The sequence below is a fragment of the Microbacterium sp. NPDC058345 genome, from assembly GCF_042723855.1.
Taxonomy (GTDB): Bacteria; Actinomycetota; Actinomycetes; order Actinomycetales; family Microbacteriaceae; genus Microbacterium.
The window spans coordinates 25205-38104 of sequence record NZ_JBHXIG010000004.1; the positions used below are offsets into that span (position 1 = coordinate 25205).

Sequence of the window (12900 nt, forward strand, 5' to 3'; positions counted from 1 at the left end):
GCGCGGTGCGGAGCCTCACTTCTGTCCGTCAGGCCCGGCGGTGCGCGTGGTAGTACGCCAGCAGCGCCTTCGTGGAAGCATCCTGCGCAGCGACGGCATCCTCGTCGCCCTCGATCGCGGGGGCGATCTGCATCGCGAGCTGCTTGCCGAGCTCGACGCCCCACTGGTCGAAGGAGTTGATGCCCCAGATGACACCCTGCGTGAAGGTGATGTGCTCGTACAGGGCGATGAGCTGACCGAGCACGGCGGGGGTGAGCGCGGGCGCGAAGATCGACGTGGTCGGTCGGTTGCCGCTGAACGTGCGCGCGGCGACGAGGGCGCCGGTGGTGCCCTCCGCCTCGACCTCGTCCGCGGTCTTGCCGAAGGCGAGCGCCTTGGTCTGGGCGAGGAAGTTCGCCAGGAAAAGGCCGTGCACGTCGCGCCCGCCGTCACTGAGCGGGTAGGCGGGGTTCACGAAGGCGATGAAGTCGGCGGGGATCAGCCGCGTGCCCTGATGGATGAGCTGGTAGAACGCGTGCTGGCCGTTGGTGCCCGGCTCGCCCCAGAACACCTCGCCCGTGTCGGTCGTCACGGGCGAGCCGTCCCAGCGCACCGACTTGCCGTTGGACTCCATCGTGAGCTGCTGCAGGTAGGCGGCGAAGCGGCTGAGCTGCTGTGCGTAGGGGAGCACGGCGTGCGACTGCGCGCCGAGGAAGTTCACGTACCAGACGTTCAGCAGGCCCATCAGCACCGGCACGTTGCGCGCCAGCGGGGTGGTGCGCACATGCTCGTCGACGGAGTGGAAGCCCGCGAGCAGATCCCGGAACAGCTCCGGGCCGAACACGATCGCCAGGGACAGCCCGATCGCCGAGTCGACGGAATAGCGACCGCCCACCCAGTCCCAGAAGCCGAAGGCGTTCGCGGGGTCGATGCCGAACTCCTCCACCTTGTCGAGTGCGGTCGAGACCGCGACGAAGTGGTGTGCGACCGCACCGGTGCGGCTCGCGTCGTCGTCGCCGATCGCACCGGATGCGTTCAGCCCGGCCCACAACCAGTCGCGGGCGAGGCGCGCGTTGGTCAGCGTCTCCAGCGTGGTGAAGGTCTTCGAGGCGACGATGAACAGCGTCGTCTCCGGGTCGAGGTCGGCGGTCGTCTGCGCCAGATCGGTGGGATCGATGTTCGACACGAAGCGGGCTTCAACCCCGGCATCCGCGTACGGCTTCAGCGCCTCGTAGACCATCACGGGCCCGAGGTCCGATCCGCCGATGCCGATGTTCACGACGTGCGTGACCTTCTTGCCGGTGACACCCAGCCAGTCACCCGAGCGCACCCGGTCGGCGAACGCCGACAGCGCCTCGAGCACGGATTGCACGTCGGCATCCACGTCCTGCCCATCGACGACCAGCGCGGGCGCGGCGCCCGCAGGGCGGCGCAGCGCGGTGTGCAGGACGGCGCGGTCCTCGGTGGTGTTGATGTGCGCGCCTTCCAGCATGGCGGCGTAGCGCTCGGCGACGCCGGTCTGCTCCGCGAGCCGCACGAGCGCGGCCACGATCTCGTCGGTGACGAGATTCTTCGACAGGTCGACGTGCAGGTCTGCGAGCGGAAGCGTCAGCCGTTCGATGCGACCGGCATCGGCCGCGAACCAGCCGCGCAGGTCGGGAGTGAACGCGTCGCGCAGTGCGGTGAGCTCGGCCCAGGCGGAGGTGGTCGTCGCATCGATCGGAGCGGTCATGCCCCCACGTTAGCGCGGTGGATGCTCAGGCGCGCTTCGTGAGTCGCATCTCGAGGTTCGCCTTCACCGCGGGCCATTCCGGCTCGATCACCGAGTACTCGACGCTGTCGCGCAGAGCGCCGTTGCGGTAGCGGCTCATCGCTCGCATCACGCCGTCCTGCTTGGCCCCGAGACGCTCGATGGCCGAGCGGGACGGGAAGTTCACCCATTGCGTGGTGAAGCCGACCCGGAAGGCGCCCAGGGTCTCGAAGGCATGCGTCATGAGCAGCAGTTTCGACTCGGGATTGGTGCCGGTGCCGTGCGCCGAAGGCCGGTTCCAGGTGTAGCCGATGTGCAGCCGTGGCACCTCCGGGGCGAAGTTGTAGAAGCTGGTCATCCCGAGGATGCGGCCTGCGGCATCCACCGCCGTGAACGGCACCATCTCGCCCTTCTCGAGCAGTCCGAGTCGGCGCTCGATCTCGGCCGCCACGCCGTCGGGAGACGGCACCGAGGTGTACCAGGCCGTGCGGTGCAGGTCGCCTTCGCTGACCGCCTCGATCAGCCCGTCACGATCCTCCCTGCGGAGCGGACGCAGCTCGACGAGCCGTCCGGTGAGGGTGATCGCGGACGGAGCGACGAGGAAGACCATGCCCTCATTCAACCAGCCCGGTAGCGTGGGCTCGAACCCCGAGGAGGAACCATGAAGACCGTGCCCTTCGGCGCAGAGAACGCCCCGGCAGTGATCGCCGGGATGATGCGCATCCCCGACAAGACCGACGCAGAGGTGCGGGAGCTGTACGACACCGCGCGCGCCGCCGGCATCGACTTCTTCGACCACGCCGACATCTACGGCGGTGCCATGCACGTCTGCGAAGACCGGTTCGCCTCCGCCCTGCACCTCAGTGCCGCCGAGCGAGCCGAGATCGTGCTGCAGACCAAGTGCGGCATCGTGCCGTCGGAGCAGATGTTCGACTTCTCGTACGAGCACATCGTCACGCAGGTCGAGGGGTCGCTCAAGGCGCTGCGCACCGAGTACCTCGACGTGCTGCTGCTGCACCGCCCCGACGCGCTCGTCGAACCCGACGAGGTCGCGCGGGCGTTCGATGAGCTCTCCGCTTCCGGCAAGGTGCGCGCCTTCGGCGTCTCGAACCACACGCCGCGGCAGATCGACCTGCTGCGCACCGCCGTCGTGCAGCCGCTCGTCGCCAATCAGCTGCAGCTGTCGATCACGCACGCGCCGATCATCGCGCAGGGCGTCGCCGCGAACATGGGGGGTGAGGAGCAGAGCGTGCAGCGGGACGGCGGCGGCATCGTGGAGTACTGCCGTATCAACGGCATCACGATCCAGGCGTGGTCGCCGTTCCAGGCTCGCTTCTTCGACGGCGTCTTCCTCGGCCACCCCGAGTACGGCGAGCTGAATGCGGTGCTCGACCGGCTCGCGACGAAGTACGACGTCGCACCGATCTCGATCGCGACCGCATGGATCACGCGGCACCCCGCACAGATGCAGGTGGTGCTGGGCACCACGACGCCGCAGCGGGTCGCGGATGCCGCGAAGGGCGCCGACATCGTGCTCACCCGCTCGGAGTGGTACGAGCTGTTCCGCGCCGCAGGGCACATCGTCCCGTGAGCGCACGGCGGGGAAGGCAGGAAGGGGGAGTGCACCCGTTGATCTCGGTCGCCGAGCTGCGCGAGCGACTCGACGAGGTGCTCGTGCTCGACGCGCGCTGGCAGCTGGGCCGAGACGACGGCCGTGAGCAGTACCTGGCCGGGCACATCCCTGGCGCCGTGTTCGTCGACGTCGAGAACGAGCTGTCGCGTCACGGTGAGCCTTCCGAGGGTCGGCACCCGCTGCCGGCCGACGCCGACCTGGCGGCCGCCGCCCTGCGCTGGGGCATCCGCCGTGGTGTGCCCGTCGTGGTCTACGACGACCACCGGATGCTCGCGGCATCCCGTGCCTGGTGGGCGCTGCGCCGTGCCGGACTCGCCGACGTGCGCGTGCTCGACGGCGGCTGGCCCGCGTGGCAGGCGGCGGGCGGACCCGTCGAGACCGGCGACGTCGCCGCCGACCCGGGCGACATCTCGCTCGGGTCGCCCGGCGCCGACGGCACGATCGACACCGACGGAGCCGCCGAGTGGCCCGACCGCGGGCTCCTCCTCGACGTGCGGGCGGCGGAACGGTACCGGGGCGAGAGCGAGCCGTTCGATCCGGTCGCCGGCCACATCCCCGGTGCCCGCAACCTGCCGATCGCACGGCTGCTCACCGACGACGGCAGGTTCCGACCGGAAGCCGACATCGCTGCCGCGTTCGACGGGGTCGGTGCCGCTGCGGGCTCACCTGTGGCCGCATACTGCGGCTCGGGAATCACCGCTGCTCAACTCGCGCTCGCCGGGGCGCTGATCGGCCGCGAGGTGACCGTCTACCCGGGATCGTGGAGCGCATGGTCGAACACCTCCGGTCGTCCGGTGGCGACCGGCGACGAGTGAAGGGGTGCCGATCAACCCCCTCCCGGCCGGCGTGCGGTCGTCTACCCTGAGAGCATGGGGTTCCTGATCTGGCTGGTCACGCTGGCGCTGACGGTGTTCTCGCTGGTGGACATCATCCGTCGCGATGACTCGCAGGTGAAGCACATGCCGAAGTTCGTCTGGCTGCTGCTCGTGGTGCTGCTGCCGCTGATCGGCAGCGTGCTGTGGTTCGCGATCGGACGGGAATACCCGGAGAACGGCATCCAGCTGGGACGGGCTCCGCGTCAGCGCACGGCGCCGTCTCCGCAGCCGGCCGCGCCGCCGGTTCGCGTGGACACGCGCAGCACCGAGGAGCAGATCGCCGATCTCGACCGTGAGATCGAGGAATGGCGGCTGCGTCAGGAGATCGAGAAGCGCAAGCACCAGCGCGGCGAGTCGAGCGACTCGGGGACCCACGCGGAGTAGGCGTCAGCGTCCTTCGGACGCGGTGAACGACGCACGCACCGCGTTCTCCAGTTCGGGATGCCGGAACTCGTAGCCGGCGTCGAGGACCTTGCCCGGCAGCACCCACCGGCTCTTCAGGATCAGCTCCGTCTCGGTGCGCATGCCGATCGCACCCAGCTCCAGCATCCATCTCGGCGCGGGAGGGCCGAACCGCACGCCCAGCGCACGCCGGACCGTGGCCATGAACGTGCGGTTGTCAGTCGGGTTCGGTGCCGCCGCGTTCACCGGGCCGTCGAGCTTCGGATGCGCCTCCAGGAAGTCGATGATGCCGCCCACGTCATCGACGTGGATCCAGCTGAACCGCTGACGCCCGCCGCGTGCCCCGGGAAAGTGCGCTGTCCCTGCCGCACGGCGCCGCCGGGAGACCGGCCACCACCCGTCGAGCTGCGTGCCGCCGAGGCCGAGCCTGGCGAGGGCGCGCAGCGGGTCCAGCACCCCACCGTCTCCGAGCACGATGGCCGTGCGCAGCGCCACCCGGCGGGTGGACGGCAGATCCTCGTCGAACAGCGCGCGCTCCCAGGCCTTCGCCACCTCGACGGAGAAGCCCGTGCCGATCTCGCCGTCGGCCTCGGTCATCGGCCGATCCTCGGCATGCCGGTAGATGGTCGCGGTCGAGGAGTTGACCCACAGCGGAGGGGGAGCGGCCGCCCGGGCGATGGCCGTGCCCAGCGCCGCCGTCGTCTCGAGGCGGGAGCGGACGATCTCTTCCCGGTTGGCGGCGCTGTACCGGCAGTTGACGCTCTTGCCGGCGAGCCCGATGACCAGTGTCGCGCCGTCGACGGCGGCGTCGATCCCCGCCTGATCGTGCCACGTCAGATCGGCTCCCGAGCGCGAGATGGTGACGACCTCCCGCCCCTCGGCACGATACCGGCGCTGCAGGTGGCGGCCGATGAAGCCGGTCGAGCCTCCGATCACGACTCTGCTCATGCGTCCTCTCCGATCCCGCCCGCGCCCTCTTCGACGCGGTAGGCGAACGTGCCGTCGTACTCGTACACCCGGCCCAGTCCAGGCACGTCGACGCTCAGCTCGACGCGCTGACGCCGGGCCGCGTCGTCGAAGCTCTCCCGCAGCCGGATGACCGGGGCGATCGCCTTCGGCATCCGGACCCGCAGGCGGCCGAGGCGGATGCCGACGGCGGTGCTGTGCAGCCGGAGGGCGCCACCCTCGACGCTCACCCGGAACGCCGCCGCCACGATCGGCGGCTCACCGAGCTGATCGACCACCGTGCCGTTCGCGCGGGCGCTCACGACATCCCTCATCACCCAGTCGCCTGCGGGAAGGTGGAAGGTGCGTCGGGCGACCGCGCTGCCCTCGACGCTGCGGTTGCGCACGGTGAAGGGCACGTTCTCATGCCATCCGCCCAGCACTGCGCCGCGCGCCTGCAGCATCCGGAACACCGGCCACAGCCACCGACGCCGGGCGCCGGCCCGGTGGAACACGCCCTCGCCGATGCCGATGTGCCCCGGCGGCACCGCCTCGAAGTACGTCGCCAGATTCGGATGCAGGCCGGCGCGCCCCGCGCCCAGCACCCGGAGGTACGGGGACAGGGCGAGGTCGGGCATGCCCCGATCCTATCGGCGGGGCACGCGCCCCCCGGCTACCGGCGGGGACCCCGGTACAGCAGGTAGGGACGGGTGTCGTCGACGAACCGCTTCAGCTCGGGCTGCCAGGCGGCGATGATCCCCTCGGCGGAGGCACCCGCCTCGAGCTGCTGCTGGAAACGGCCCGAACCGGTGAGAAGGCCGATCCACCGTCCGCCGTCCCCGCGCCAGGCGAAGTCGTCGTAGAGCCGGCGCGCCTCCACCAGCATGTGCGTGGCGACCGCGATCGCGTCGACCTTCTCGGCATCCATGATGTGGATCTGCACCCCGGCGCACACCTGACCGGCGTTCTTCGAGAACGTCGGCGTGAAGTACGCCTCGCGGAACTCCACTCCCGCGAGCCGCTTCTCGTTCAGGGCCGCCGCCCAGCGATGGTCGAGGTACGGGGCGCCGATCAGCTCGAACGGGCGGGTCGTGCCGCGCCCCTCCGACCAGTCCGTCGCCTCGACCATGCCCGTGCCCGGGTACAGCGTCGCCGTCTGCGGAGTGGGCATGTTCGGCGACGGCGGGATCCACCGATCGGCTTGATCCGGGCCGACCATCTCGCGCCGCCAGCCCTCGACCTTCACCACCTGCAGATCGTCCAGCGTCGGCTGCCCCGCGCGCCGCATGAACGCCGCGTTGAAGTACAGCGCCAGCTCGCCGACGGTCATGCCGTGCTGCTGCGAGATCTCCAGCAGACCGACGCCGGAGGTGTACCCCTGTTGCAGCACCGGTCCGCGGGCCTTGCCTCCGAGCGGGTTGGGACGATCGAGCACCACGAACCGCAGCCCTCCCGCCTGCGCCGCCGCCTGCATGGCCGTCCACATCGTCCAGATGTAGGTGTAGAAGCGCACGCCGACATCGCGGATGTCGAAGACGACCGTGTCCACGCCGGATTCGGAGAAGAAGCCCGACAGCTTCGCGACCGTCGCGCCGTACGCGTCGTAGACGGTGACGCCGGTGCGCGGGTCGACGAAGGTCTCCTCGGCCTCGCCGGCCTGGGCGGTGCCGCGGAAACCGTGCTCGGGGCCGAACACGGCGGCGACATCCACGCCGGCGGCGACCATGTCGTCGACGATGCTCGTGAAATCCTCGAGCACACCGGTCGGGTTGGTGATCACTCCGACCTTCCGGCCGGAGAACATTCGCCAGCGATCGGCGGCCGCCACGTCTGCGCCCGTGCGCAGTCGCCGACCTCTTCCACCCGGCCGGATGCCGTCGGCTCCGGCGGCGAGGGCGGCATCGCCGCCGACGGCGAGGCCCGCCGCGGTGGCCGCCGCCACCCCGGCGGCTTGGAACACGCCACGTCTGCTGAGAGTCATCCCGTTCTCCTTCGTCTCGTTCCGCCGGTCACCAGCTCAGCCCGTGCCCGATCGGGTAGAGGATCTCATCCGGATCATCGGCGGACCGGATGTCGACGGGCAGCGTTCCGCTGGGATTGATCTCGCCGGTGATCACCTTCGCGAGGGAGGTGAGCGCGGGTGCCGCATACGAGTACGTGGCGATGAAGGCGCCGACCTCGCCGAGCCGGTTGATGTCGTACGGGTTGCGCACCGCCACGACGATCAGATGCGTGTCCGTCGCGTCCAGCGCGGCGACCAGCTGCCTCTGCGAGCTGGTGGCGGAGACGTTGTTCGTCAGCACGACCGTGACATCGCTGCTCTGCGCAGCCGCGACCGCCTCATCGATCTGTGCCGCCGTCGGCGCCGTGCCCGTCGCGAACGCCGTCGCCTCGGCGCCCCGCTCCGTGAGCTCGGAGGCGAGCGTCTGGCCGGTGGTCACACCGTAGCCGGTGACCAGCACCGACTGCCCGTCGACGTCGACGGGCAGGGCGTCGTCGTCGTTGCGCACCAGCGTGGTCGTGGCATCCGTGATCTTCTCGGCGGCGCGCAGGTGCGCACGCTTGCCGACGGTCTTCAGCACCCGGTCGACATCGACCATCGCGTCCCGCGTCACCCCCTGCTCGTGCTTCATGATCAGGATGCGGCGCACCGATTCGTCGATGCGGTCCTCGGTCAGCCGGCCGGATTCCAGTGCCTCATCGATCGCGGTGTACGCCACCTGCGGCGCGGCCGGCAGCAGCAGCTGGTCGACGCCGGCCTCGATGGCGCGTACGGCCACCTCACCGTCGCCGTACTGCTGCCGCACGCCGGCCATCTCCAGGCCGTCCGTGACGATCACGCCCTCGAAGCCGAGGGCCTCGCGCAGCTGGCCGGTGACGATCTTCTTCGACAGGGTGGCGGGGTCGCCGCTGTCGTCCAGCGCGGGCACCACGATGTGCGCGGTCATGATCGAGGCGACCCCGGCGTCGATCGCCGCCTGGAACGGCGGTGCGTCGATCTGCTGCCATTCCTCGAGGGTGTGGGTGATGACGGGCAGGCCGGTGTGGGAATCGGTGGCGGTGTCGCCGTGACCGGGGAAGTGCTTGGCCGTCGCGATGATGCCCGCGTCGTCCTGGTAGCCGCGCACGCTGGCCGCCGTGAGCCGCGACACGAGTTCCGGATCGGAGGAGAAGCTGCGCACCCCGATCACCGGGTTGTCGGGATTGACGTTGACGTCGGCGTCGGGGGCGTTGTTCTGCTGGATGCCCATCGCGAGCAGTTCCTTGCCGGTGATGGCGGCCGCCTTGCGGGCGTCCTTCTCGCTGCCACCAGCGCCGAGTGCCATGTTGCCGGGGAACAGCGTGGCCGGAGACCCGATCCTGGTCACGAGCCCCTGCTCCTGATCGGTGCTGACGAGCAGCGGGATGCCGGCCCCGGCATCCTCCGCGGCCTCCTGCAGGCCGTTCGAGAGCGTCGCGACCTGCACGGGGTCGGTGACGTTGTCGCGCGCGGAGAAGAGAATGAACCCGCCGGGCTCGTACTCTTCGATGATGTCGGCGGCGCTGGCCTCGCCGTACAGCGCGGTGTTGCGGGCGTCCTCGCCCTCGGCGGTGGGCCCGTACGCGAACAGGATGAACAGCTGCCCGATCTTCTCCTCGAGGGTCATCGACGCGAGCATCCGGTCGGCATAGCGCTCGGCGGCGTGGCTCGGGCCGTGTTCGGCGCCACGCTGCGTGGGCACAGCGGGTTCCGCGGCCGCAGCCGTCATGGGGCTGATGCCGAGGCCGAGAGCGAGCGCCGTGGCCACCGCCACACGACGTCGGAAGGGGGAGTTCTGCATGACGTACCGCCTCATCGAGATTCGTCCGAAGTCGCCCTCCGTCGGGCAACGCGGCCGAGCCTAACAACGGCGGGCGGGTTACGAAAGGGGGTCTTACGCTCGTGGCTGCGACGGTGTAGGAGGCGTCGTCCGCTCGGTCTGAACCGTCAGGACGAGCTCTCGCGCAGCCGGATCAGCCGCTCGTGCCCCGTCTCCTCGAGCTCCGCCAGATCATCACGTGACTTGAGGAACTCCGAGAACGACCGGTAGCCGAGCGCCTTCTCGCTGAACGACGGATCCATCCGGCGCATCTGCGTCTTCACCGCGGAGCTGTGCAGCCACTCGTCGGCGTCGACCTTGTCGTGTCCGAGCCGCAGTGCGCGCTCGAGCAGTCGGGTCGCCTCGCCCTGGTCATCGGTCTTCGCCGCCGCCTTCGCCTTCCGCGTCGCGGCCGTGCTCTTCGCGGTGGACTTCTCCTTCGCCGTCGAGGTCGCCGGCTCCGCGGGGCGCGCCACACCGGGCAGCGAGTCGTACGACTCGAACTCGTCGCAGGCTGCGGCGAGGGACTTGGCCGTCGAACCGGCGACGCCCACCCCGATGACGTACCGGCCCAGGCGCTTGCAGCGCTGCGCCAGCGGCACGTAGTCGCTGTCGCCCGCGACGATCACCACGTGGGTGAGATCGGGAAGGCGGAACATGTCCTCCACGGCATCCACCGCGAGCCGGATGTCGGCGCCGTTCTTCGCATACGCCGCGGCGGGGAAGAGCTGCACCAGGTCGACGGCGCGCGCGACCAGCTGGGTGCGGTACTCGGCATTCACCGGCGATGACCAGTCGGCGTACGCGCGGGTCAGCACCAGGGTGCCGAACGACGAGGCGTAGTCGATGATCGCCCCGACCTCGATCATCGCCTGCTTCAGGCGCTCGACGACCTCGGCATCGTTCGGGTCATCGGTGATGCGCTGGCGGTCCTTGCCGTAGGCGTTGCGGCCGTGCACGCGGTCGTACCAGGAGATGACGATGTTGTCGAAGTCGAGGTAGACGGCGACGCGCGGGTTCACGATGTCGACCACGGATCACTCCTCGCCGGGGTACGTGACGCCGATCTGGCGGCGGATCTCGTCGAGGGTGCCCATGATGCCGACGCTCTCGGCCACCGGCAGCGGAAGCAGCTCGCCGCTGACGTCGCCGCGCTCGACCGCTCCCTCGGCGGCGAACGCCTGGTACTGCATCCCGCGCCCCGGGACCTCGGATCGGTATTCCTCGATGACCGTGCCGTCCGGCCCGACGACCCGGAACGACGTGGGGCTGTACCAGACCCGGTCGATTTCGATCCGCGCCTTCGTGCCGACCACGGAGGCCGTGTTCGGACCGGCGGCACGCGAGGACGACAGGGTCGTGGAGATCGCGCCGCCCTCATGGGTCATCACCGTGGCGACCTCGGCGTCGGCGCCCGTCTCGATGAGGCGGGCGGACGCCTGGATGCCGGTCGGCTCTCCGAGGAGGTTCCATACGAACGAGATGGGATAGATGGCGAGGTCGAGCAGCGCCCCGCCGCCGAGTTCCATCGCGTTCAGCCGGTGTGCGGGATCGGCGGGCAGGCTCTGGGTGTGATCGGCCATCACGGCGCGGATCTCGCCCAGTGTGCCCTCCGCGATGATCTCGCGCAGGCGCACCATGTGCGGCAGGTACCGGGTCCACATGGCCTCCATGACCAGCAGGCCCTTATCGGCGGCCAGCCGCTGCAGATCCTCCGCCTGCGCGCGGTTGATGGTGAAGGCCTTCTCGACCAGCACGTGCTTGCCGTGCTCGAGGGCCAGTCTGGCGTTCTCATGATGCATCGGGTGCGGGGTCGAGACGTAGATGATGTCGACCTCGGGATCCGTCGCGAGCGCCTCATAGGAGGCGTGCGCGCGGGGGATGTCGAAGCGGGCGGCGAAGGCGTCGGCGGACTCCTGCGAGCGCGAGCCCACCGCGACGAGGTCGAGACCCGCGGTGCGCAGGTCGGAAGCGAAGGCGGTGGCGATGCCGCCCGTGGCGAGGATGCCCCAACGAAGACCGGTCATGGTCCTCAAGCGTAGTGGCCGATGTCCTCGTGGCCAGCCCCGGCCGGCGTCGACACGAGCACGGCGAGTGCATCGTCGAGATCCGCGATGAGGTCGGCGGGATCCTCGATCCCGACGGACACGCGTATGGTGCGCTGCGAGATGCCGGCGGCGCGCAGCTGATCGGCCGACATGTGCGAGTGCGTCATGGATGCCGGATGCGCGACGATGCTGCGGGCGTCTCCGATGTTCGCGACCAGGCGGAAGACCTGCAGGCCGTCGATCACCCGCGCGACGCGGTCGACGTCGTCCCCGGCATCCGCGCCGGCCTCCGCGATGTCGAACGAGAACACCGACGGCACGCCGCGGGGGAGATACCGCTCGGCCAGCGGCTGCCACGGGTTTCCGGCGAGGCCGGGATGGTGCACCCGCGCGACGGCCGGATGCTGTGCGAGGTGGCGTGCGAGGTCGAGGGCGCTCGCGCTCTGCCGGGCGACGCGCAGATCGAGCGTCTCGATGCCCTGCAGGATCTGCCACGCGTTGAACGGCGACAGCGACGGACCCAGATCGTGCACGTACTTCGACCTCACCAGCACCGCGAAGGCCAGACCGATGCCGAAGCGCTCCCAGAGCACGAGATCGCCGAAGCGCGGGAAGGGCCGCGTGAACTGCGGCCAGCGCTCCGGCTCGGCGCCGAAGTCGAAGCTGCCCTGGTCGACCACCACGCCGCCGAGCGACGTGCCGTGCCCGGCGAGGAACTTCGTGGCCGAGTGCACGACGAAGTCGGCGCCGTGCTCGCCGGGGCGCACGAGGTAGGGGGTTCCGACCGTGTTGTCGATGACCAGGGGAACGCCGGCCGCATGGGCGATGTCGGCGACCAGGCGGATGTCGAGCACCTGGGCGATCGGGTTCGCCACCGACTCTGCGAACAGCATCCGGGTCTGCGGGGTGATCGCCGCGCGCCAGGCGTCGGCGTCGTCCTGGTCGACGAAGGTCACCGGGATCCCGAAGTCGTCGAGGGTGTCCTGCAGCAGGTCGATGGTGCCGCCGTAGAGCTGGTGCGCCGCGACGACGTGCCCGCCGCGCCCTGCGAGCGCCAGGATCGTCATGGCGACGGCCGCTTGACCGGATGCCACCGCGACGGCGGAGGTGCCACCCTCGAGCGCGGCGACGCGCTCCTCGAGGATGGTCTGGGTGGGGCTCGCGTTCCGGCTGTAGATGATGCCCGGCGTGCGGAGCGCGAACAGGTCGGCGGCCTCGGCCAGGCTGGCGAACTCGTAGGCGGCGGTCTGGTGGATCGCGGGCACGGCCGTCCGGGGCGCAGCACCGGGGGTGAAACCGTGCTGGACCTGATTCGTCGCGAAGCCGGCAGCTGTCGCCTCAGGGACGAGTCGGGAGGTCATCGACCCATCTTCCGACGCGCGCCGGAAGGATGCCGGGATGTGTCGAAGTGTTGCGTCCGCCCGACCGC

General features: G+C 70.2%; 12 protein-coding genes. 3 read left to right on the top strand and 9 right to left on the bottom strand.

Annotated features, from left to right (window positions below; all coding sequences use genetic code 11):
- Window positions 1-28: 28 nt before the first annotated feature.
- Together pgi and ACFWH5_RS14540 are read right to left on the bottom strand one after the other, a co-directional pair.
- Window positions 29-1711 (bottom strand): glucose-6-phosphate isomerase, encoded by a 1683-nt coding sequence (gene pgi / locus ACFWH5_RS14535; protein WP_378835885.1) that lies wholly within the window; start codon window positions 1709-1711, stop codon window positions 29-31.
- A 25-nt stretch (window positions 1712-1736) separates the two neighbouring features.
- Window positions 1737-2339 (bottom strand): GNAT family N-acetyltransferase, encoded by a 603-nt coding sequence (locus ACFWH5_RS14540; protein WP_378835888.1) that lies wholly within the window; start codon window positions 2337-2339, stop codon window positions 1737-1739.
- A 51-nt stretch (window positions 2340-2390) separates the two neighbouring features.
- Here ACFWH5_RS14540 and ACFWH5_RS14545 point away from each other — a divergent pair, with 51 nt between their 5' ends.
- Genes ACFWH5_RS14545 through ACFWH5_RS14555 form a run of 3 tightly spaced genes read left to right on the top strand, consistent with a single transcriptional unit; the run spans window position 2391 to window position 4621 of the window.
- A complete protein-coding gene (locus ACFWH5_RS14545) occupies window positions 2391-3320 on the top strand; it encodes an aldo/keto reductase family oxidoreductase (RefSeq protein ID WP_378835890.1) in 930 nt (309 codons plus the stop codon).
- 29 nt (window positions 3321-3349) lie between these two features.
- On the top strand, window positions 3350-4177 hold the full coding sequence (locus ACFWH5_RS14550) for a sulfurtransferase (RefSeq protein WP_378835893.1): 828 nt from the start codon (window positions 3350-3352) through the stop codon (window positions 4175-4177).
- Between the two features lie 54 nt (window positions 4178-4231).
- Window positions 4232-4621 carry a PLDc N-terminal domain-containing protein gene (locus tag ACFWH5_RS14555; protein WP_378835896.1) on the top strand — a complete coding sequence of 130 codons (390 nt, stop codon included), beginning with the start codon at window positions 4232-4234 and terminating at the stop codon, window positions 4619-4621.
- A 3-nt stretch (window positions 4622-4624) separates the two neighbouring features.
- On the opposite strand, the gene ACFWH5_RS14560 is transcribed toward ACFWH5_RS14555, so the two are convergent.
- The 7 genes from ACFWH5_RS14560 to ACFWH5_RS14590 all read right to left on the bottom strand — a co-directional run bounded on the left by ACFWH5_RS14560 (window position 4625) and on the right by ACFWH5_RS14590 (window position 12832).
- A complete protein-coding gene (locus tag ACFWH5_RS14560) occupies window positions 4625-5587 on the bottom strand; it encodes an epimerase (protein ID WP_378835898.1) in 963 nt (320 codons plus the stop codon).
- Window positions 5584-6222 carry a DUF4166 domain-containing protein gene (locus ACFWH5_RS14565; RefSeq protein WP_378835901.1) on the bottom strand — a complete coding sequence of 213 codons (639 nt, stop codon included), beginning with the start codon at window positions 6220-6222 and terminating at the stop codon, window positions 5584-5586. The genes ACFWH5_RS14560 and ACFWH5_RS14565 overlap by 4 nt, the downstream gene beginning before the upstream one ends.
- Before the next feature lie 35 nt (window positions 6223-6257).
- Window positions 6258-7565 carry an exo-beta-N-acetylmuramidase NamZ domain-containing protein gene (locus tag ACFWH5_RS14570; protein ID WP_378835903.1) on the bottom strand — a complete coding sequence of 436 codons (1308 nt, stop codon included), beginning with the start codon at window positions 7563-7565 and terminating at the stop codon, window positions 6258-6260.
- A gap of 28 nt (window positions 7566-7593) precedes the next feature.
- Window positions 7594-9405, bottom strand: a complete 1812-nt coding sequence (locus ACFWH5_RS14575) for a glycoside hydrolase family 3 protein (protein WP_378835906.1) — start codon at window positions 9403-9405, stop codon at window positions 7594-7596.
- 146 nt (window positions 9406-9551) lie between these two features.
- On the bottom strand, window positions 9552-10457 hold the full coding sequence (locus tag ACFWH5_RS14580; protein WP_378835908.1) for an NYN domain-containing protein: 906 nt from the start codon (window positions 10455-10457) through the stop codon (window positions 9552-9554).
- A 3-nt stretch (window positions 10458-10460) separates the two neighbouring features.
- Window positions 10461-11450, bottom strand: coding sequence for a Gfo/Idh/MocA family protein (locus tag ACFWH5_RS14585; protein WP_378835911.1), 990 nt, complete (start codon window positions 11448-11450; stop codon window positions 10461-10463).
- 5 nt (window positions 11451-11455) lie between these two features.
- A complete protein-coding gene (locus tag ACFWH5_RS14590; protein ID WP_378835913.1) occupies window positions 11456-12832 on the bottom strand; it encodes an O-acetylhomoserine aminocarboxypropyltransferase/cysteine synthase family protein in 1377 nt (458 codons plus the stop codon).
- Window positions 12833-12900: the final 68 nt, after the last annotated feature.